The organism is Pseudoalteromonas sp. GCY (genome assembly GCF_016695175.1).
Lineage (GTDB): Bacteria > Pseudomonadota > Gammaproteobacteria > Enterobacterales > Alteromonadaceae > Pseudoalteromonas.
The window spans coordinates 2,170,538-2,192,156 of record NZ_CP068023.1 but is presented as its reverse complement, the minus strand read 5'-3'; the positions used below and the strand labels follow the sequence as shown (position 1 = coordinate 2,192,156).

General features: G+C 43.2%; 20 protein-coding genes. 13 read left to right on the top strand and 7 right to left on the bottom strand.

The features are described 5' to 3' along the window. Positions 1–51: 51 nt before the first annotated feature. Positions 52–1,677 (bottom strand): M28 family metallopeptidase, encoded by a 1,626-nt coding sequence (locus JJQ94_RS14925; RefSeq protein ID WP_099029132.1) that lies wholly within the window; start codon positions 1,675–1,677, stop codon positions 52–54. A gap of 258 nt (positions 1,678–1,935) precedes the next feature. Here JJQ94_RS14925 and JJQ94_RS14920 point away from each other — a divergent pair, with 258 nt between their 5' ends. From JJQ94_RS14920 to JJQ94_RS14905, 4 genes are read left to right on the top strand one after another with little or no spacing between them, the layout of a single operon-like run. After that, positions 1,936–2,736 carry a DUF3025 domain-containing protein gene (locus JJQ94_RS14920; RefSeq protein WP_099029131.1) on the top strand — a complete coding sequence of 267 codons (801 nt, stop codon included), beginning with the start codon at positions 1,936–1,938 and terminating at the stop codon, positions 2,734–2,736. A gap of 1 nt (position 2,737) precedes the next feature. Next, a complete protein-coding gene (locus tag JJQ94_RS14915) occupies positions 2,738–3,523 on the top strand; it encodes an ABC transporter ATP-binding protein (protein ID WP_010604694.1) in 786 nt (261 codons plus the stop codon). Further along, the gene (locus JJQ94_RS14910) at positions 3,516–4,724 is read left to right on the top strand and encodes an ABC transporter permease (RefSeq protein ID WP_099029130.1); all 1,209 of its coding nucleotides are present in this window, start codon (positions 3,516–3,518) and stop codon (positions 4,722–4,724) included. The genes JJQ94_RS14915 and JJQ94_RS14910 overlap by 8 nt, the downstream gene beginning before the upstream one ends. Before the next feature lie 51 nt (positions 4,725–4,775). Further along, positions 4,776–5,069, top strand: coding sequence for a hypothetical protein (locus tag JJQ94_RS14905; protein WP_099029129.1), 294 nt, complete (start codon positions 4,776–4,778; stop codon positions 5,067–5,069). 22 nt (positions 5,070–5,091) lie between these two features. Here the strand turns inward: JJQ94_RS14905 and JJQ94_RS14900 are convergent, their stop codons facing one another. The 3 genes from JJQ94_RS14900 to tsaA form a co-directional block, all read right to left on the bottom strand. Next, entirely contained in the window at positions 5,092–5,892 is an 801-nt protein-coding gene (locus tag JJQ94_RS14900) for a UDP-2,3-diacylglucosamine diphosphatase (protein WP_099029128.1), read from the bottom strand. A gap of 131 nt (positions 5,893–6,023) precedes the next feature. Next, positions 6,024–7,751, bottom strand: coding sequence for a proline--tRNA ligase (locus JJQ94_RS14895; RefSeq protein WP_099029127.1), 1,728 nt, complete (start codon positions 7,749–7,751; stop codon positions 6,024–6,026). Between the two features lie 120 nt (positions 7,752–7,871). Further along, on the bottom strand, positions 7,872–8,579 hold the full coding sequence (gene tsaA, locus JJQ94_RS14890) for a tRNA (N6-threonylcarbamoyladenosine(37)-N6)-methyltransferase TrmO (RefSeq protein ID WP_099029126.1): 708 nt from the start codon (positions 8,577–8,579) through the stop codon (positions 7,872–7,874). Between the two features lie 156 nt (positions 8,580–8,735). Between tsaA and JJQ94_RS14885 the strand changes: the two genes are divergently transcribed. From JJQ94_RS14885 to JJQ94_RS14875, 3 genes are all read left to right on the top strand, one after another. Next, positions 8,736–8,912, top strand: coding sequence for a hypothetical protein (locus JJQ94_RS14885; protein ID WP_172439895.1), 177 nt, complete (start codon positions 8,736–8,738; stop codon positions 8,910–8,912). A 5-nt stretch (positions 8,913–8,917) separates the two neighbouring features. Continuing rightward, entirely contained in the window at positions 8,918–9,205 is a 288-nt protein-coding gene (locus JJQ94_RS14880; protein ID WP_010372642.1) for a hypothetical protein, read from the top strand. 264 nt (positions 9,206–9,469) lie between these two features. Next, on the top strand, positions 9,470–10,519 hold the full coding sequence (locus JJQ94_RS14875; protein WP_099029125.1) for an energy transducer TonB: 1,050 nt from the start codon (positions 9,470–9,472) through the stop codon (positions 10,517–10,519). A 41-nt stretch (positions 10,520–10,560) separates the two neighbouring features. On the opposite strand, the gene JJQ94_RS14870 is transcribed toward JJQ94_RS14875, so the two are convergent. Next, the gene (locus JJQ94_RS14870; protein WP_010372647.1) at positions 10,561–11,040 is read right to left on the bottom strand and encodes an acyl-CoA thioesterase; all 480 of its coding nucleotides are present in this window, start codon (positions 11,038–11,040) and stop codon (positions 10,561–10,563) included. Between the two features lie 83 nt (positions 11,041–11,123). Continuing rightward, positions 11,124–12,773 (bottom strand): electron transfer flavoprotein-ubiquinone oxidoreductase, encoded by a 1,650-nt coding sequence (locus JJQ94_RS14865; RefSeq protein ID WP_099029124.1) that lies wholly within the window; start codon positions 12,771–12,773, stop codon positions 11,124–11,126. A 176-nt stretch (positions 12,774–12,949) separates the two neighbouring features. Between JJQ94_RS14865 and JJQ94_RS14860 the strand changes: the two genes are divergently transcribed. The 3 genes from JJQ94_RS14860 (at position 12,950) to fos (ending at position 15,146) form a co-directional block, all read left to right on the top strand. Further along, positions 12,950–13,702 carry an electron transfer flavoprotein subunit beta/FixA family protein gene (locus JJQ94_RS14860; RefSeq protein WP_010372654.1) on the top strand — a complete coding sequence of 251 codons (753 nt, stop codon included), beginning with the start codon at positions 12,950–12,952 and terminating at the stop codon, positions 13,700–13,702. Further along, positions 13,699–14,625 (top strand): electron transfer flavoprotein subunit alpha/FixB family protein, encoded by a 927-nt coding sequence (locus JJQ94_RS14855; protein ID WP_099029123.1) that lies wholly within the window; start codon positions 13,699–13,701, stop codon positions 14,623–14,625. The genes JJQ94_RS14860 and JJQ94_RS14855 overlap by 4 nt, the downstream gene beginning before the upstream one ends. A 113-nt stretch (positions 14,626–14,738) precedes the next feature. Next, positions 14,739–15,146: a fosfomycin resistance glutathione transferase gene (gene fos, locus JJQ94_RS14850; protein WP_099029122.1), complete on the top strand. Its 408-nt coding sequence runs from the start codon at positions 14,739–14,741 to the stop codon at positions 15,144–15,146. A gap of 93 nt (positions 15,147–15,239) precedes the next feature. Here fos and JJQ94_RS14845 read toward each other — a convergent pair whose 3' ends face one another. Continuing rightward, positions 15,240–16,310, bottom strand: a complete 1,071-nt coding sequence (locus JJQ94_RS14845) for a DUF3083 family protein (protein ID WP_099029121.1) — start codon at positions 16,308–16,310, stop codon at positions 15,240–15,242. Between the two features lie 248 nt (positions 16,311–16,558). On the opposite strand from JJQ94_RS14845, the gene glnS reads away from it, so the two are divergent. The 3 genes from glnS (at position 16,559) to JJQ94_RS14830 (ending at position 21,494) form a co-directional block, all read left to right on the top strand. Next, entirely contained in the window at positions 16,559–18,223 is a 1,665-nt protein-coding gene (gene glnS / locus JJQ94_RS14840) for a glutamine--tRNA ligase (protein WP_099029120.1), read from the top strand. Between the two features lie 56 nt (positions 18,224–18,279). Next, positions 18,280–20,106 (top strand): protein kinase domain-containing protein, encoded by a 1,827-nt coding sequence (locus JJQ94_RS14835; RefSeq protein WP_039495951.1) that lies wholly within the window; start codon positions 18,280–18,282, stop codon positions 20,104–20,106. A 113-nt stretch (positions 20,107–20,219) separates the two neighbouring features. Continuing rightward, positions 20,220–21,494, top strand: a complete 1,275-nt coding sequence (locus JJQ94_RS14830) for an RNA polymerase sigma factor (protein ID WP_099029119.1) — start codon at positions 20,220–20,222, stop codon at positions 21,492–21,494. The last annotated feature ends 125 nt before the right edge of the window (positions 21,495–21,619 follow it).

Genomic DNA, 21,619 nt, shown 5'->3' with positions numbered 1-21,619 from the left:
GTCTAAGTTGCACTTTAATTTTATTTTAAATGAAAATCAATATCATTTGCATTATTTTCTTTGGAACTCTGCCGTTGCTTTCCATTTTGGCCAAGCGTCTTGCTCAGAGACATCATAGCCAACTTTAAAGAACAGCTGTAGATCCTGTATCGCTCCGCTTAAATCCCACTCTTCACGGTAGCGGTCACACGGCTGATGATAACAACCGCGCAATACTAATCCCATACGTTTACGGTAGGTTTCAGTCTCTTCGTCACGTGCTTCGGTTCCACCACCGGCGTACATTGCAGGCACGCCCATGTTCGCAAATGCGAAGTGATCAGAGCGATAGTAACCACCAGCGGCAGGACGTGGATCCCCTGAAACGACACGGTCTTGTACTTTTGCTGCGGTTTCTAGCATTTCATCAAGCTCAGATTTACCAATCCCAACTACGCTGATGTCTTTTACTTTACCCAATAAATTTAGGCTATCCATATTGATGTTAGCAACGGTTTTCTCTGCTGGAATAACAGGGTTTGCAGCATAAAATTTAGAACCTAACAGACCTTGTTCTTCAGCCGTCACAGCCAAAAATGTAATTGAACGGCTAGGGCGAGTAGGGAGTTTAGTAAAGGCTTCAGCTACCTCAATCATACCGCCTGTACCGCTGGCATTATCATGCGCACCGTTATAGATCTGATCGCCTTTACGGTTTGGATCGGTACCTAAATGATCCCAGTGTGCTGAGTAGATGATGTGCTCGTCAGACTTATTACTACCAGGTAGGGTGGCGATAAAGTTATACGAAGTTGATTTTTTGATGGTGTTCTTGACAGTAACTGACGCGCTTAGGTTGCCCATATCAACGTGATATGCACCTTCAGCAGCTTTTTTCTTTGCCGTGTCAAAATCAAGTCCTGCCTTTTGAAACAGCTCTTTAGCAACGTCTACCGTTACCCAACCTTCAACCGCAACGCGGTCCATATTGTTATTTTCTTTTTGGAAGCCAAACTGTGGGCCACTCCAAGAATTTTCTACTACGCTCCAAGGATAAGAAGCCGGCGCTGTTTCATGAATAATGATCGCACCTGCTGCGCCTTGGCGTGAAGCTTCTTCGTATTTATAAGTCCAACGACCATAATAGGTCATTGCTTCACCGGTAAATTTACCCGAGTCAGGATTAGCAAAACCTGGATCGTTTACTAGCATAACCACTGTCTTGCCTTTCACGTCTAGGCCTTCATAGTCATTCCAGTCGTATTCCGGAGCATTTACGCCATAGCCAACAAAAACCAGCTCCGAATCTTTAATTGATTCGAGTTCACTGATACGGGCCGAACCCATCACCATGTCTTTTTTATATTCGTAGTTTTTGCCACCGATTGTTAACGTCATATTAGGATCGGCTTCAAGCGAAACAAGCGGCACTTCTTGCAAGAAGCTGTTGCCATTGCCTGGCTGATAGCCAAGCGCTTTAAAATGTTTGGTTAAATAGGCAAGCGTTAGCTCTTCACCTTTTGTTGACGGAGCACGGCCGCCAAATTCGTCAGAGGCAAGGGTTTTAATATGGGCTCTGAGTTGAGCATCATTAATACTATTGTATGCAGTATCGATGTCTTGGGGGCTATTGCTAGTGCTAACACAGCCCGCCAGCACCGCCATAGATAGAGCGCTGAGCGTCAGTTTAAGTTTCATAATTGCCTTTCTTTTACTTGTTAGGAACCCATAAGTAGTAACATAAAATGCGTAAAAGTTCGAGTGGGACAAGACGGCTAGAGAAGATAGAAATTAATGAAAATCCGTAGCTGGTACAGAACACCGCACAATTTTTAATAATTACCTTAATTTTAGCATGCGATTTAGCCTGTTACGCTCATTTACAATTGGCTTTTGCCAAGTATCAGGCGCTTCAGTAAAATAGTCGGCTAATTGCATGATAAGTATCTCAATCAAATGAAAAAGTTTACAGCGCCTGAGGCGTGGCAGGTTGCATGTTTACATGCTGAGCCATTTTCCCATTTAAATCAGCTTTTTGACTTAAAAAGCCAACAAGACTGGCCAAGCCCCCAGTGGTTGTCTTCGCACGTAAACAGCATTAGCTTGCAACAGTATAATACCCGCTTTGTGGCCGATGAAACGATAGATTTTGGCGATAAATACTATGAAGAGATTATCTTTGAAACCCATCAGGTACCGACGCGTAGTCAAAACTGGCACGACTTATTTGGTGCGTTGATTTGGTGTTTATTCCCAAAAACAAAAGCTTTGTTAAATGCCCTACATATCGAAGAAATAGCACAGTTTGGTTTAAAGCAGCGAAGTAAAAAGCGTAACGCGTTAACACTCTTTGATGAGTGTGGTTTGGTGTTGGCAATCGATGATGATAAATGGCGTGATGCCTTTAAATCACACCAATGGCAGAGTTTATTTTACGATAATCGCTCAGAATGGCAGCAAAACCTAAAGCCTTTCGTATTTGGCCACGCAAACTACGAGATGCTAACCAATCCCTTTATTGGGCTAACGGGAAAACTGGTGTGTATCAATGTTGATGCTGCATTTTGGCAACTTTCATTAAGCGAACAATATCGTTGGTTAGATGATAAATTGGTCGCACTGATCAATGATGGGCTGCTTGAAGACAATACCAAAATGTCACCCATTCCGCTGCTTGGGATCCCAAACTGGCATGAGCCACAAGACTTAGAATTTTATCAAAATACGGACTATTTCAGGCCGAAAAGAAGGAAGTAGCATGATAGCTATCAATGGATTAAAAAAACGCTTCGCCCTGACTCGCGAACACAAAAAGAAAAAGAGCCAGACGGATCCTCGCGAGCGTGATGGTTTTTTTCACAGTGTAGAAGAGGTCAACCTGCACTGTGGACAAGGCGAAGTACTTGGATTGCTCGGCCCCAATGGGGCGGGAAAAACCACCACTTTGCGTATGCTATCAACTGCGCTGACGCCGGATGCCGGTACTATCTTAGTGGATGGTCAGGATATTGTGAAAAAGCCTGTTGTTGCACGCAAAGCCATCGGTTTTTTATCAGGGTCAACAGGGTTATATGGGCGTCTTACCGCCAAAGAAAATGTTGAATATTTTGCACGACTTCATGGTTTAAAAGGAAAAGCATTAAAAGCGAAATGTGATGAGTTGTTTCAGCGCTTAGAGATGGAGACCTTTTTAGATAAAAGGGCTGAACACCTATCGACCGGTATGAAACAAAAGACCAATATAGCAAGGGCGGTAGTACATAGTCCTAAAGTCGTGGTACTAGATGAGCCTACGACTGGCCTTGATATTATGACCACACAAACGGTTATCTCTTTTATTCGCGACCTCAAAGCACGTGGTACACCCGTTATATTTTCTACCCATCACTTAGATGAAGTAGCGTTATTGTGCGACAGGGTGTCTGTTATCGATAAAGGGATCACCTGTTTTGATGGCAGTTTGGCTGAGTTTAAAGCAAAGGGGCAAAGTGAAGAGCTAAATCAGGCATTTTTGAATTTGTTAACAGGAGCACAGCATGTTTGAGGTATTTTTAAAAGAAATTAGAGAGCTGCTGCGCGACCGCAAAACACTATTTTTTGTGATTGCACTGCCGATGTTGGTATTTCCCGTGATTATGGCTTTAGTTGGCTTTATGGCTTCACAAGCCGCTATGGAAGCGAAGCAAGAAGTTCATACGTATTACATCGTAAATGAAGCTTATGCTGAAAAGTTTTCAGAGCAGGTTTTTTATCATAAAAGTTTTAAGAAATATGCTGGTGAGCTCCGCCTTGATAGCGTTGAAGCGCTGCGTGACGCGGTACGAAGTGGCGTGATCGATGTTGGGGTTTTTATTCCATCCGATCCGGTTGAAAATCTGGAGTCTGGAGTAAAAAGTGAATGGAAAATCGTGTTTAACGATGCGCAATCTATCAACTTTATATACGACCGCTTGTCTAAACTTGCTAAGAAGTTTTCTGATGAACTCAGAGCGGATAAGTTAACCTCACTGGGATTGTCGCAGGCGGAGCAAGCGGCAGTGCTCCAACCCATATCGATTACTAAAGTGGATACTGCTGACAAACGCGAAAATTTAGGCGAGAAGTTAGGTGCGTTTATCCCTTACATGTTGATTCCGTTGGTATTGATGGGGGCAAGCTATCCAGCTATTGATTTAGGCGCTGGAGAGAAAGAGCGTGGCACCTTAGAGACGCTGTTATTAACACCAATCTCACGCACAGAGCTGGTGTTAGGTAAATTTTTAACCGTATTGAGCAGTTCAATATTCTGTGCGCTTATCACGGTCTCCAGCATGGCACTGTGGATAGGAATTGCCAGTAGCTTTGTCGAGCTAGACGTGATTAAAAACGCCTTCTCTTCGGTTGCATTATTAGACTTTGTCTTGATTTTTGCGTTGTTGCTTCCTGTTGCTGTGATGCTTTCGTCGCTAACACTTGCCATCTCAATTTACGCCAGAACCTTTAAAGAAGCACAAAACTACATGGGGCCACTCAGCATGGGGATCTTCATTCCCATTGTGATGTCTTTAATGCCAAATATGGAGTTAACCGCTAAAACTGCATTGATCCCAATTACCAATGTGGCATTAGCGATTAAAGAAATCATCAAAGGCACGGTTGATTATGGTTACGTCGCATTAATTTTTGGCGCTTCTGCCGTTTTAGCAGCAGGGTTACTCGTGTGCTGCGTTAAATGGTTTAATAAAGAAACCGTATTGTTTAGGTAAAGTGTAGTGCGGACGTTAACCAGCACTAAAAAATAGAGAAAAGGTCTATATATGAAGCAAAATCAGGATTGTCCTCAGGCGCTGTTTGAGGATATGTCGCGAAAGGAAGCGATACTAAAAGAGTTTAATTCGCTGAGGCCTAATAATAAGCGACGATTCTACCAGATCATCGCTATGCTAACGGCAGTCGTATTTTTAATTTATCGCTACCCAGAAATTATTGAACAACCCGTTTTATACATCTTTTTGATTTTAATGATGAGCTTAAGCGCGGAGGCATACGTGCAAAACAAGCGTATCAATAAACGCGTTGATTTACTGCATCAGCTATTAAAAGAAGAGTGACTGGAAGAACTGAAGCCGCTGACTAAGCGGCTTCAACACTGTCGGTTTTAACATTGTCAATTTCAACTACGTTGAGGACAGATTGTACATCTGACCAATGCAGCAATTCGATACGACCTTCTTGGTTTTCAACCAATGCCGTGCAGTTTTCTATCCAATCACCATCGTTGCAGTACACAATACCATCTACGACACGGATCTCCGGTTGGTGGATATGTCCGCAGATAATGCCGTCGACACCTTGCTTCTTCGCTTCATGAATTGCTGCGTTCTCGAATGCGGCAATGGCCTCTCTGGCTTTATGCACGCGCCTTTTCAGCCAAGATGCAAGCGACCAATAATGACCGCCATATAAGCGCCGTACGCGATTGGTCCAGCGATTTAAGAAGAGTAGAAAATCATAAGCGGCATCCCCAATGATACTGATCAATTTGTTGTATCTTGTTGCCGAGTCAAAATCATCACCGTGTAGTAATAAAAACCGCTTACCAGCGGAAGTGGTATGAATAAAGGTTTTATGCACTTCGACTTTAAAAAGCGTTTGTCCAACGTAGTTTCTGAAGGTTTCGTCGTGATTACCCGGTATGTAGATAACGCGTGTACCAGATCCCGCTTTTTTTTGTATGCATTCTAATACCTGATAGTGGGATGGATCCCAAAAAAACTGGCGTTTCATTGACCATAGATCAACGATATCACCAACCAGATAGAGTACATCACATTCGGTTTTGTTGAGAAAATCTAGCAAGAACTCCGCTTTACAGTCCTTGTAGCCCAAGTGTACGTCTGAGATCCAAATACTCGGATAGTATGTTGTTTTCATAGCTTGGCTCTTTAGCGTAATAATGACAATGCTAAGAGGCAAAGATGACAGTGGCGGGGCAGTTAGGAGAAGCTAATATGACAAAAGAGCATACACCTGTATGCTCTTTTATTAAGCAATTTTAAGTAGACTTATTTGCTTTTAATTGCATTAACGATTGTTTCAACCGCAGATTCAATATCCAGCATCAGTTTTTCGCCAGTTTGACGATTTTTCAGCTCAACCTTATTTTCATCAAGGTTACGCTCTCCAATCACTAGGGTATAAGGAATACCGATAAGTTCCATATCGTTAAACATAACGCCCGGACGTTCTTTACGGTCGTCGAATAACACATCAATCCCCGCATTTTGTAGATCTGCATAGAACTTTTCTGCGATCTCTGGGATACGGTGAGACTTATGCATATTCATTGGCACGATTGCCAACTCAAATGGCGCAATAGCAACAGGCCATTTGATACCGTAATCATCGTTATTTTGCTCGATTGCAGCGGCAACGATACGAGAAACGCCAATACCATAACAACCCATGGTTAATGTTTGGTTTTTCCCTTCTTCGCCAAGTACACCAGCTTTCATTGCTTCAGAGTACTTAGTTCCAAGTTGGAACACGTGGCCTACTTCGATACCACGTTTGATAAGGATTTTACCTTTACCACAAGGGCTTGGATCGCCTTCAACCACGTTACGGATATCTTCAACAGTATAAGCGCTTACGTCTCTGTCCCAGTTGATCCCACTGTAGTGAACACCATCTTTGTTTGCACCGGCAACAAAATCAGCCATGACAGCTGCGCTGCGATCGACAATGATAGGCATTGAAAGGCCGACAGGTCCCAAAGAGCCCGGTTTTGCACCAATAGCGTTAACAATGTCTTCTTCGCTCGCCATCTCGAGCGGTGAATCCACAAGTGCTAATTTCTCAGCTTTAAGCTCATTTAAGTCATGATCGCCACGAACGATAAGCGCGACAAGGCCGCGTTTACCATCTTCGTCTGGTGTACCATACACGATGAGTGTTTTCACACCACGGTGTGGTTTAACGCCATGTTTTGCTTTTAGTTCAGCGATGGTGAAAGCTTCTGGTGTGTCAAACGTATTAAGTTCTTTACTTGGCGCTGGGCGAGCTTCAGTTGGTGCAAGTGCTTCTGCCTTTTCAATGTTTGCAGCGTAGTCACTTTCATCACTGAATGCGATTGCATCTTCACCAGACTCTGCAAGTACATGGAACTCATGCGATAGGTTACCACCAATTGAACCACTGTCAGCAATAACAGGACGGTAGTCAACGCCTAAACGATCAAAAATGTTACAGTAAGCTTGGAACATCTTGTGATACGTTTTTTCAAGACACTCATCAGTCATGTGGAATGAATAGGCATCTTTCATGGTGAATTCACGCGCGCGCATCACACCAAAACGTGGACGAACTTCGTCACGTACTTTCGTACTGACTTGATAAAGTGTGATCGGCAGTTGCTTATAGCTGTTGATTTCGCGACGTACAAGATCAGTGATCACTTCTTCATGCGTTGGACCAAGTGCAAATGGACGGCCATGACGGTCATTAATACGAAGCAGTTCAGGACCAAACTGCTCCCAACGGCCTGACTCTTCCCATAGCTCTGCAGGCTGGATCACTGGCATTAGCAGCTCAATCGCTCCCGCTTTGTCCATTTCTTCACGGACAATTCTCTCTACTTTGCGGAAAACTTTTAGGCCTGATGGTAGCCAAGTATAAAGACCTGAAGCCAATTTACGGATCATACCCGCTCTAAGCATTAGCTGGTGGCTTACCACCTCTGCATCAGACGGCGTCTCTTTTAGAGTCGCTAATATATATTCACTCGTACGCATTCTTATTCCAGTATAAGTTACTTATTGGCGGCTATTCTAGCAGTGCAGTAGCCGCTTAAAAAGCTTTAATACCTAAACATCTTCATAATTTATAAGTTTATTGGCAAGCCGCTGAATTTGCTATTTTGCTAACGAAATTTCAGTGACATGGTTATGCTCACCATCTACTGTCCAGCGGATATTAAAATCATACAAACTCATACCATAGTCCTGCTGTGATGTGCGTTTCTTTTTATAAGCCGGACGAGGATCTTGCTTCAGTACATTGGTAATGAATTGCTGCAGTTCGGGATAGCTTTTTTGTTTTTCGATAAAGATGATAGCCTCGTCTGAGAAACTAACAGACATTTGCGTTTCTGGCCGAGTATCAGCAAAGCCAGCTGTGGCATCCACCAAGGCATCTGAATAGGGAAGGTACGGCTTAATGTCAATGATTGGTGTACCGTCCAATAAATCTACGCCAGAGAGCAACAGATCCAGCTGACCATTTTTATATTCTACGCCCTCGAGCTTTACTGCACTCATGCCAATTCCGTTGGGTCGAAAAGTCGCTCTAGTCGCAAACACGCCTTTACGTTCATTGCCACCGAGTCTCGGAGGGCGTACAAGCGCAGAGTAGCCTTTATCAGCGGTTTCATGAAAACGAAACAACAACCAAATATGCGTGAACGCTTCAATACCACGAACAAATTCTTCGCGATTGAATTCACCAACAAATCTAAGCTTGGCTTTTGCCTCTGGGACAAGCCTTGGTTGTCTCGGGATAGCGAACTTCTGTTTATAAGGAGATTGGATAAAGCCGATGGGCTCGATAGTGATTTGTTCCACTATGGTCTCTGTTTTAATTAAGATGAGTGAAGTTTACTATTGATCCTGACTTTCACAAAATCCTGTTCGTAAATAACCCTGTAATGTCATGTAATTCATTTATTCAGATTTTTCGCATAACCTTGTAAACAATGGAACATTGGTGGAAATCGCAACATGAATCGGCATACTTTTTCGCCCCAAAATAGCTTACGTTCGAGTTTACGCACAGATAACGAACAAATTATTGGTACTAGAGCATACGAGTACAAGCAATTGGTCGAAGATATAAAACCAATTCAAGGCTTAAGAGAAAAATTACAAGCATTTAATCGCCTGAAACGAGATGAGTAAAAACAATGGAGTTTCATAGAAAGGTTGACCAAAGCTGTCAAGAAGCGCTCTGCAAATCTTCCCCTCTAAAGCCTATTTTGATCCGCGCTATATCTGAGCGCAGAGCAGCGTTGCAAGCAATAATTAATGACTTAACAGAAGGGGCGGTAAGTCCAACTAAAATGGATGTACTGCTCAGCCAAGAAGCGGAAAAAGTAAGCTTACAATTATTAAAAGAAGGTAACTTAAGCAAACGCGACGCGCTCGCTGCAAGTGAAAAAGCCATATTTACATTAGCAAGAAATTTGCTTTAGCGCGACTTAACTAGCCAAATCCATTGCCAATATTCCCGAATGATTTTGTATCTTTAGTTCCAGTTTCCATAGGCTCTACAGCCATTACATTATCTCGCTTCCATTAAAGTGCAGGACCAGCAAGGCACGCATTTTTCAAAGGCCTTACGGCTCTTATCAGAGCTAAATTGTAAATAAAAACAAGGTACCATTTTAGGGGCGTTGTTGGGAATATAAAGTCTGTGCTACATTACTAAAGATGCTATTAATAATGGACAATTTGATATGGAAAATTTTATTAAATCTACTTTAATGACCTCAGTTCTATTCGCTTCACTCACAACAGACGCATTTGCGCAAAGCGAGCCAAACTTACATTTATCTACAATCGTAAATGCATCGGCTGTTGAAAGAGTTGCTCCTCAGTATCCACGTAATGTTGCGTTAGTCGGCGGGGAAGGCTGGGTTACGCTGAGCTATATCATCAATGAGGATGGTTCAGTGGCGTCTCCGATAGTGGAGGATTCATCTGGACAGAAAGGCTTCGAACGCGCTGCACTTCGAGCAATCAAACGTTGGCAATATTCTCCAGCAACAAAAGATGGTAAGCCGATTAAGCAGTGCAAAAATAGTGTGATGTTTTCATTCAATATGTCAGATGCGGAAGAAGGAGCATCTCGAGGTTTTGTGAGAAGTTATCGCAACATCAATAACCTCCTTGACGAAAGTAAACTAGAAGAAGCTAAAGAACATATTGATAAACTGGCAAAAAAAGGTCGGTGGAATCGATATGAAGAAGCCTATTTTAACTTAGTAAAAGCGCGATACTTTCAACTAACAGCTGAACCTAGACAAGAACTTGAGGCGCATAAAGGGATCATCTGGCACGGCAAGGATATCGTTAAATCTGAACTTTACGCCAACGCCCTTATCAATGCAATTAAGCTCCAAACCCAGTTGCAGGAATATAAAGGAGCGCTGAAAAACCATAAAAAACTAATGGAATTAGATGGACAAGACACTTATAAGTCAGCAGTGCAACCTGTCATAGATGAAATCGTTGCTTTGATAGCAGATAAGAGCAAGATGCTTGTTATAGCCGCTGAAATCAAAAATGATGATGTCTGGACGCACGCATTGGTCAGACCAAATTTCGCTATCACTGAGGTTTCAGGCGCACTTCATACTCTTGAAGTAAGATGTGATAACCAGTTTTCACAATTTAAATTTGCTGAAAATATGCAGTGGAATATACCGAAAAGTTGGGGTGAGTGTAATGTCTTGGTTTTTGGTGAGCCGAATAGCTCCTTTAAACTGATAGAAGTTCAATCGTAGCTGAACTTCTACACTTCAATTTTTGTTATCAGACCTTCATGTTATTTACTATCGGACAAGGTTTCTTCTAATAGCGATTCAGTCTGGATCGCTATTTCCTTCATTTTCACCGCATAGGCTTCTAATTTTTTCTCTTCTTCGGTTTTCGCTTTAAACTGAGGAATTTGAATTGGATATCCAGCTTGGTCCATGGCGATAAAGCTGATAATGCAGTGATTGGTTTCGACAAGTCGCTGCGTTTTTGGATCGCCACAGCGCACTTGAATAAAAATCTGCATACTGGTGTTCCCGGTGTGGGCAATCCGCGCGGAAACTTCAACAATTTGACCCACAAGAATAGGGCGGTGGAAGCGCATGCCCGCTACTGAAACGGTAACGCAATAGCTGCCGCTCCAACCCGCGGCGCAAGCATACCCAGCTTGATCAATCCATTTCATGACCATACCACCGTGTACTTTACCGCCAAAGTTGACGTCGGTGGGCTCTGCTAAAAATCGAAAGGTAACGGATTGTTGTGGCATAGACTCAACTCTATTTTAAAAATATACGCTAAGTATAGGAAAGAAAGGGGCATTTCGCCCCCGCAATTTAGGATTTATTGGTATTACATGTTTGGATAGTTTGGACCACCGGCACCCTCTGGTGTGACCCAGGTTATATTTTGGCTCGGATCTTTAATATCGCAGGTTTTGCAATGAATACAGTTTTGCGAATTGATAACAAACTGCTTCTCACCTTGCTCGTTTTCGTTTACTTCATACACGCCAGCAGGACAGTATCGCTGTGCTGGCTCATCAAACTTAGCTAAATTCACTTTGATTGGAATATCTGAGTCTTTTAACTGTAAATGACATGGTTGCACTTCTTCATGATTGGTATTCGATAAAAATACGGAAGAAAGTTTGTCAAAGCTTAATTTACCATCCGGCTTTGGGTAACTTATAGTTTGCGATTCAGATGCAAGCTTAAGCTGTGCGTGATCCTGATGTTCGTCCTTAATAGTAAATGGTAGCGAACCTGAGAAAATGTTTTGGTCGATCATATTGTAGGCGCCGCCCATAATACGACCTAACTTATGCATTGCTGGGCCAAAGTTACGAGATTGATAAAGCTCATCATAAAGCCAACTAGCCTTAAATTTGTCGGCAAAGCTTACCAAGTCTGACGGAGCGCTTTCTTGGCCTAATACCTCAATGATGGCATCGGCTGCAAGCATACCGGACTTCATTGCAGTATGGTTGCCTTTAATTTTGGCAAAGTTGAGGGTACCTGCGTCACAGCCAATCAGTAAACCACCTGGGAAGTGCATTTTAGGTAGGCTGTGAAAGCCACCTTTGGCGATTGCTCGAGCACCATAGGCAATGCGCTCACCACCTTCAAGTACACTCGCAAAGGTGTCATGATGCTTCATACGCTGAAATTCATCAAATGGACTTAGGTGTGGATTAGTGTAATTTAAGTCGATGATTAACCCGACCACGACTTGATTGTTTTCAGCATGATACATAAATGAACCGCCATGTGTATCATTGTCGAGCGGCCAACCTGTGCCATGTACAACAAGACCTTCTTTATGCTTGCTTTGGTCTACTTGCCAAATTTCCTTAAAGCCGATGCCATAGTGTTGAGGGGAAGCGTCTTTATCCAGTTTAAATTCAGCTATAAGTTGTTTGCCTAAGTGGCCACGGCAACCTTCAGCAAATACGGTATATTTCGCTCTAAGCTCCATTCCAGGCATGTAGCTGTCTTTAGGTTGGCCATCTCTATCTAAGCCCATATCACCGGTAATAATACCTTTAACTTGTTGCTCTTCAACAATTAGAGAGTGGGCGCTAAAGCCTGGGAAAATTTCAACGCCAAGTTGCTCTGCTTGTTCAGCGAGCCAACGGCAAACATTCCCCATAGAAACAATATAGTTGCCGTCGTTTTTAAATGTTTTTGGTACCACTAGATGAGGCAGTTTGGTGGCATTGGTTTCATTTTTGAATAAATAAATGTCGTCACCCGTCACTTTCGTTGTCACGGGAGCGCCTTTTGCAGCCCAATCAGGGATAAGTTCATCTAGTGCTTTGGTTTCAAATACTGCACCCGACAAGATATGTGCACCTACTTCTGAGCCTTTTTCGACTACACAGATCATTAATTCTTGTTGTTTTTCTTGAGCCTGTTGAGCGAGTCGGATAGCGCAAGACAGGCCCGCAGGACCTGCACCAACTATCACAACATCAAACTCCATGGTTTCACGTTCGACCATTATTAACCTCACACTATTTGACGGTAGATTAACTAAAGAGAGGCTTTAGTTTGATTTTCGTTAAACTAAGGTTATTTGAGGTTGACGTTTACGTCAACAGGAAGTAGTCTGAAACCAATAAAATAATTTGTTGACGTAGACGTCAGCTTAGAGAATAACCAGATGATGGAGTAACCATGAAAGTACTTGTGCCAATCAAACGCGTGATTGATTACAACGTAAAGGCAAGAGTCAAATCTGACAACAGTGATGTTGATTTGAGCAACGTTAAAATGGCGATCAACCCATTTTGTGAAATCGCAGTAGAAGAGGCGGTTCGTTTAAAAGAAGCGGGCACCGCAACGGAAGTTATTGCCATATCAATTGGCGATAAAGCTTGTCAAGAGCAGCTAAGAACGGCGCTTGCACTGGGTGCAGATAAAGCGATTCACATTGAAACAGACGCAAAGCTTGAATCTCTGCACATTGCAAAACTACTGGCTAAGGTAGTGGAACAAGAAAGTCCAGAGCTGGTCATTCTAGGTAAACAGTCTATCGATTCTGATAACAACCAAACAGGACAAATGCTAGCGGCGTTAACTAAACGTGCTCAGGGCACTTTTGCCTCTAAAGTTGTAGTTGAAGGCGATAAAGTGCAAGTGACGCGTGAAGTTGATGGCGGTTTGCAAACGGTGTCGCTTTCACTTCCAGCTGTCGTAACAACAGACTTGCGTTTGAATGAACCTCGTTATGCTTCACTGCCAAATATCATGAAAGCTAAACGTAAACCACTAGACGTAATCGCAGCGGATTCGTTAGGCGTTGATTTAGCTCCTCGTATTGAATTGGTGAAAGTTGAAGAGCCAGCTAAGCGCTCTGGTGGCGTGATGGTTGAGAGCGTTGAAGAGTTAGTAAACAAGTTAAAAACAGAAGCAAAGGTGATCTCATGAGCGTATTAGTTATTGCTGAGCACGAAAATGGTGTATTAAAGCCTGAAACCGCTAAGGTGGTTGCTGCTGCGACAAAAATCGCAAGCGACGTTACCGTATTAGTTGCAGGTTACAACATTACTGAGGCTGCCAATCACTCTGCTCAGATCGCTGGCGTACAAAAGGTGGTCGCGGTTGACGATGCTTCTTTCGAGCACCAATTGGCAGAAAACACATCTGAGCTCGTTGTTGAGTTAGCAAGTGACTTTTCACACATTTTGTTTTCAGCGTCTACCACAGGTAAAAATATCGCGCCACGTGTCGCGGCGCTACTCGACAAATCACAGATCTCAGAAATTATCGATGTGCTTGATGCAGACACCTTTAAGCGTCCAATTTATGCGGGTAATGCAATTGCGACTGTAAAATCATTAGACTCACAAAAAGTTATCACTGTGCGTGCATCAGCATTTGATGCGGTAGAGACTCAAGCTGCATGTGACATTGAGGAGCGCTCGCAAAGTATTGCCTCTCAAGTGAGTGAGTTTGTGAGCATTGAACAAACTGAATCTGAGCGTCCGGAATTAACTGCCGCACCAGTTGTTATTTCAGGTGGCCGTGGTATGCAAAACGGTGAAAACTTTGCCTTGCTAAATGGTATTGCTGACAAACTAGGGGCCGCAATTGGTGCATCGCGTGCTGCTGTTGACGCGGGCTTTGTGCCTAACGATATGCAGGTGGGCCAAACCGGTAAGATTGTGGCGCCTAACTTATATATTGCAGTTGGGATCAGCGGTGCTATTCAACACCTTGCGGGTATGAAGGATTCTAAGGTCATTGTCGCTATCAACAAAGACCCAGAAGCCCCCATTTTCCAAGTGGCTGATTATGGCCTTGTTGCGGATCTCTTTGATGCGTTACCAGAGCTTGAACAGACACTGTAACGCTTCTTTTTGTAGCTAGCCTACATCAAGAAAAATAATTCTGGTTGTTAAAGCCGTTGTACCTTTGGTCGCGGCTTTTTTCATGTCTGGGATAAAAAGCGGTAGGAATAAATATGTTATCAGGTTTAAATCATATTACGATTTCGGTATCCGATCTTGAAGCGTCACTTACTTTTTACAACGATTTACTGGGCTGTGAACTTTGGGTAACTTGGGATAAAGGCGCGTATTTAAGCCTCGGTGATGTGTGGCTTTGTTTATCTTTAGGTGAGCCATCTCCGAGCTCAGATTACAGTCATATAGCGTTCAATATTGCTGCCGAAGACTTTTCAACTTTTTCTCAAGTGGTATTGGAAAAGGGGGTTGGCGTATGGCAACAAAATTGCAGCGAAGGGGACTCGCTCTATATTTTTGACCCCGATCATCACAAACTCGAGATCCATAGTGGTAGTTTGCAAAGTCGGTTAAAAAGTTTACAGCAGCAACCGTATTCAGGCCTCACTTGGTATAAAAAATTATAATTATCTTGTAGTTTAAATTGGCGCTTATATTATTCTCCTAAAGAAGTAGGGCGCAATGACCTGTGTAGGAAGCGCCCAAACCTTATTTAAGGGTTAGTAGTCGTAACTAATATGTTGGAAGAAGCGTACGTTGATGTCTTGCTTTTCAACATTAACAGGAAGTTGCGCGACAAAGCGTTTAATAGCCGTTTCTACGTGATTCATAAAACGACCATAGCCCATGTCTTTTTTGTCTTTGTCATTGGCAACGATGACAAAGCGAATGGTGTCCACTAGGTTTGCTTCGTTAAACAGTGAGTAAATTTGATTGTCACCGGAGCCGGTATCAAAACTCAGCTTTTGTAGCTCTCGGTTGGTATCGGACTTATCAATTTTGGCGCTTCTGACGATAGGCAAACGGCCATCGGCTACCATTGCTACCATATTGAGCTGTTTATCGGCGCAAGAAGAAAGAAATGCATCTTCTAGTGTGCGATAGAATTGTCCGTAATCACCAGGGCGCATTTGGCTTTGGAACTCCGTTTTTATTGCACGTGACACTGGAATGTTAAAGGTCGCGTAAGTCATTTCACTATATTCTTCTGGTAACGTGCAGTTTCTGGCTTGATAACGTGGGTAAAGTGCACGCAACTTATAGCCATATGACTCTTTGTCGCCTTTCGCTTTGGCAAATAGGTCATAGGTTAAATGTTGATGGTCTCGCACTCTAAACTGAGGTTCTAGCGGAGAAAACCCTTCTTTAAGTGCATCAAGCACCTTTTTCACTTTGCTGTGGAAGGTCGCCGCATTGGCGCGTAATTCATTTCCCGTGGCTAAAAACAGTAAGCGGATTTTACGCGCTTGGTATCCGTCATTGAGATAAGTTTGGTGCGCTTCGTGGAACTTAGGATTATAGAAAAACAAAATCTGCTTTTCTGTTTGCATGGTATAAGCTTCGTCGTGGTAACGCACCACCGGCAATTTATCGTTCGCAATTACATGTACATTATGCAGTTCATATTCGTCACACAGTGCGAAGAGCTGGCGAGACAAACGCTCGTAACACGCGCTGCTGGAGTCAAAACATGCATAGAATGCATCATCCGGTTTAAACTCAGCAAGAATATAATGATTGTTTCTAGCCTTAGTTGATATATAAACACGATTCAAATTCATTGAAGCCATTACTTTTGTCCTTTCCTCGGTAACGTGACTTAAGCAGTGTTTGTGGTATAAACACTGAGATGGCGCAACTATAGGATGAAGTTGTGACGGAAATATTGCGCTAGAACAAAATTTGTCACAAAAATCTGATGAACATTTAACCAAATGAATAAATCCTGATACAGCGCAGATAATTGCTGTAAGTTCGGCTGAGTTTTTGTAATAATGCCGAGGTTAACTAAGAGCATAATTCAGAGGAAAGATTTCCTATGGCGGAAACTGAAAATCGCCCATCAAACTTTATTCGCAACATTATTGATGCGGATCTTGCCAGTGGCAAACATGCGTCTACGCACACACGTTTTCCACCTGAGCCAAATGGCTTTTTACACATAGGCCATGCTAAATCAATTTGCTTAAATTTTGGTATTGCCCAAGATTATCAAGGCAAGTGTAACTTACGCTTTGACGATACCAACCCAGAAAAAGAAGACATCAACTACGTTAAGTCGATCCAAGAAGACGTACAGTGGCTAGGGTTCGAATGGGATGGCGAAATTTGCTATTCATCAAACTACTTTGACAAGCTCTATAACTACGCAGTTGAGCTAATCGAAAATGACAAAGCGTACGTTTGCTTCCTGTCGCCTGAGCAGGCACGTGAATATCGCGGCACGCTGACTGAACCTGGCAAAAATAGCCCTTATCGTGACACTTCACCTGAAGAGAACTTAGCCTTATTCGAAAAAATGAGAAATGGCGAGTTTAAAGAAGGGGAATGTGTTCTTCGTGCTAAGATTGACATGGCAAGCTCATTTATGGTGCTTCGCGACCCTATCATCTATCGTGTACGTTTTGCACACCATCATCAAACTGGTGATAAGTGGTGCATCTATCCGATGTATGACTTTACGCACTGTATTTCCGATGCGCTTGAAGGGATCACGCATTCACTTTGTACATTAGAGTTCCAAGATAACCGCCGTTTGTACGACTGGGTGCTAGATAACATCAGTATCGAGTGTCATCCGCAGCAAATCGAGTTTTCTCGTTTAAATCTTGAATACACGGTGATGTCGAAGCGTAAGCTCAACGACTTGGTTGTTAATAACCATGTTGAAGGATGGGACGACCCGCGCATGCCGACAATTGCAGGCCTTCGTCGTCGTGGTTATACACCAGCTGCAATTCGCGAGTTTTGTAAGCGCATTGGCGTAACCAAAATGGACAATATGGTTGAAATGGGCATGCTTGAAGCGTGTATCCGTGACGACTTAAACGAAAATGCACCACGCGCAATGGCGGTACTTGACCCTGTTAAGCTAGTAATTGAAAACTTTGATGCAGATAAAGTTGAAATGCTACAAGCGCCTAATCACCCAACATTGGACATGGGCGAGCGTGAGCTGCCGTTTACGCGCGAAGTCTACATTGAACAAGAAGATTTCCGCGTAGAAGCGAACAAAAAGTTCAAACGTTTGGTGCTAGGTAAAGAAGTGCGTCTTCGTAATGCTTATGTGATTAAAGCTGAGCGCATTGAAGAAGACGAAAACGGTAATATTACGACAATCTACTGTAGTTACGACCCTGATACTTTGGGTAAAAACCCAGAAGATGGTCGCAAGGTGAAAGGCGTAATTCACTGGGTATCTGCTTCACATTGTATTGAAGCGCCAGTGCGTCAGTATGACCGCCTATTTACGGTGCCAAACCCAGCGGCTGCTGACGATTTCACGGAAGTGTTAAACCCAGACTCTTTGGTAACCATTGCAAATGCCAAACTTGAACCAGCGCTTGCAAACGCTAAGCCTGAGCAAGGTTATCAGTTCGAGCGTTTAGGTTACTTCTGTCGTGATAACAAGTCAGAAGCGCTAATGTTTAACCAAACTGTTGGTCTACGTGATTCGTGGGCTAAGATAGAACAGCAAGGTTAATACTGAATGAGGTCGGCTTATGTCGACCTTTTTTATTGCTTTTTCTGCGTACAATTATGTCTGAAAAATCCATCCAACACTTCTATATCAACGAACAGCAGTCTATCTACTTACTGTCTCATCATGATGCAAAAAAGCACCGTCAATGGCTGAATATCTGTAAAAAACAATTGAGCCAACTTGGCTATAAACATGTTGAGGTAATTGGCTCCGGTGCATTTGGCTTCGTATTTGCTGGTACAAGTGATATGGGGAAAGACTGGGTGTTTAAATTTTCTCGGATCACGCTTGCCCAAAGTGTGCGTGATAGGCTTGAAGATGAAGGCTATATGTTGTCGCAAATTGACAACCCGATGGTGCCAAACTTCTATGCCTTCGAACGAGTAAAAAAGCAAGGCATTTTAATGATGGAGCGTGCCCCTGGTGAAGATTTAGAAAAGATCTCACTCAAAAAGGGCCGTTTTAAAGCGCATGAGTTGGTAAGCCTCGCGCTAAAACTCAGGAATGTGTTGGTTGATTTGCGTGAGCGTCGCAATGGTATGTCTCCTCAGCCTATCGTTCATGGAGATATTAAGCCATCCAATATCGTTTGGGATGAAGCTTCCGATGGTTTCTCTTTGGTTGATTGGGGAAGCTCAGTCTATGCTCAGGTGGATGTACATGGCGAGCCTATCGCCAGCAATATCATGGATTTGATGTCATCAGATGTAAGTACAACCAACGCTCGGATGGGAGATGTGTACTTTATTGGCGATGAGCAAATGTCGGGTGCACAATCTTCTCCTCGCTTCGATGAACAAGGCGTTGCATCGACGATTTATGCACTGGCTAGTGCACAATCATGTCGTTTTGGTGCTCAGGTCATTCCTGCTAGCGCCTTAGGGCTGCCAAAAGTATTTGCGCAAGTGCTGGATGGCATGCTTAGCAAAGACAAAGCAACGAGGGATAGCGCAGGGGATTACTTTGTTCGTAATATGCCAGCAATGGCAAAAATGTATTTACCTGATTTAACACTGTCAGAGAAAAAATCCCGCATTCCCTTTTGGACCTACGAAACCACAGTTAAGCCTGAAACGGTCGTCTATAGCTCACGCAAGCAGTTTTTGCGTCGTGCTGACGATAAACACAATCTAAGAGACGTAAACGACGCGCAATTAGATAGATATTATAAAGAGTTTTTGTTTGATACCGGCGATACCGAGAAAGCCTTTTTGGCCTCAATCAGCAGACTGGCAAAATATCCGGTCGTTGGTGGTCTTAGTTTTCATTGGAAAGACGCTCAGGTATTTGTTGAGTCGAGTCTTATTTTACACGATGAAACATTGAGTCTTGCATTTAAAGACGCGTTGAACGCCACCGTAATGATTGCGCAGGGGATCAAACAAAAAGGCTTGTTTAAATGCTGTTTGTTCGACGCGCGGCAAACTATTCAATTGACTCGTGACGGCACCGGTGCGTTCCAATTTGACCATCTGCCAGAACTAGAGTTTAGCGTGAGCGATATTTCGAGCAATGAAATTACACGCCCGCATTCATACTTTGAAGACGGCAAAGATCCAGACGAGCAACTGCAGCTGCCAAGACAGATAATTCAATGCGTGTTCGAGTTAAATCAGATCCACCATACAGGTTGCATCATTTTTGAATCGTTGCAAGATAGGATGAAAATTCATTATTACTACCGGCTACTTGATGCTAACAAAGAGGCGCAATTTAAGGCACTACTGACTCGGATCATGCAATACGCGGTTAGTATTCAAGATTATGGCGTAGCAGGGTTTATGAAGCTGCCCTATAAAAATACACGTGAGTTTGCTCTATGCGACCGTCAGCCTGACTTTTTCTTTCCCAAAAACCCCAAAACATTTGTTGTTAACACTTAGGTGCTACTTAGGTGTTAGTACCACTTCTGGCCAGTCATTGAGGCTCTAGCTGATTTATGAAATAGTGACTATACCAATTCAAATTGCTATAACCTAGCTGACGAAGGAAAGTGATGAGCAATCAACTTGCTTGCGATAGTAATGCTATTCGTAAGTCTATAGAAGTGCTGTACAAGCAAGAAAGCCGGAAAATTTACGCCACACTGATCCGCCTTCTAGGTGACTTTGAGTTAGCGGAAGAAGCATTGCAAGACGCGTTTAATGTGGCGTTAAAACACTGGCCTACTCAAGGTATGCCAGAAAACCCAGTCCCTTGGTTAATTTCTACTGGTCGCTTTAAAGCCATTGATGCAATACGTAAACAGCAACGTCAAAGAGAAAAGCTAGAAGTTGCTGCTACTGAAGTGGATGGGGTTTCTGACATCGCAGGCCACGCTCAAGAGCAAAACGCCAATGCAATTGAAGACGACCAATTGCGGTTAATTTTTACCTGCTGCCATCCGGCTATTGATCCAAAAGTACAAGTTGCGCTTACTCTGCGGGAGGTCTGTGGACTAACAACAGAAGAAATTGCCAGTGCATTTTTGGTGTCAAACACAACAATGGCACAACGAATTGTGCGCGGCAAAGCGAAGATCCGTGATGCCCGTATTCCGTTCGAGCTGCCAGACGACACTGACTTTAACAACCGACTTGATGCGGTGCTCACGGTTATCTATCTGGTCTTTAATGAAGGGTATTCAGCAACACAAGGCGAACTTGCAATACGCAGTGAACTGACTTCGGAGGCCATTCGCTTAACTCGTTTACTTTATTCTCTAACGCCAGATCCAGAAGTGGCGGGGTTACTCGCTTTGATGCTTTTGAATGATGCAAGAAAGGCAGCGCGCACCAATGCCAGCGGCGACATTATTTTACTGGAAGATCAAGACCGAAGCCTTTGGAGTAAAGATATGATTGCAGAAGGTACGCAGTTGGTCGCTGAAATAATGCGCGCCGGTGAATATGGCTTTTACACCATTCAGGCGGCTATTTCTGCGACTCATGCTGTTGCGACAACTGCAGCGGCGACAGATTGGTCACAGATTGTTGAATTATATGCTCAGCTACACCAAGTGAGTCCGTCTCCTGTTATTGAGCTCAACCAAGCGGTTGCAATCGCTATGAAAGAGGGGCCTGATGCGGGTATTACCATTATAGAGCGGCTATTTGAGCACAAAGAAATGCAAAGGTATCACTTGGCTCATGCGGCTTATGGCGAACTATTATCTCGTGCTGGCAGAACGGCTAGTGCGATTAATGCATTTAAAACGGCTCTCAATTTAACAACGCAATTACCAGAGCAAAGGGTTCTCAAACAAAAGCTTCTCAAGCTCGGTGAAAATTAATTAAGAAAATTTTCCTTACTTTGTCGATCTCTAAAGAATGCATTCGACTAGAGTGTATAGAGCACTTTATTTATTAAAACCGCAGGTAACCTTTGGTTATTCAGCTCTATTTACAAAAGACAACA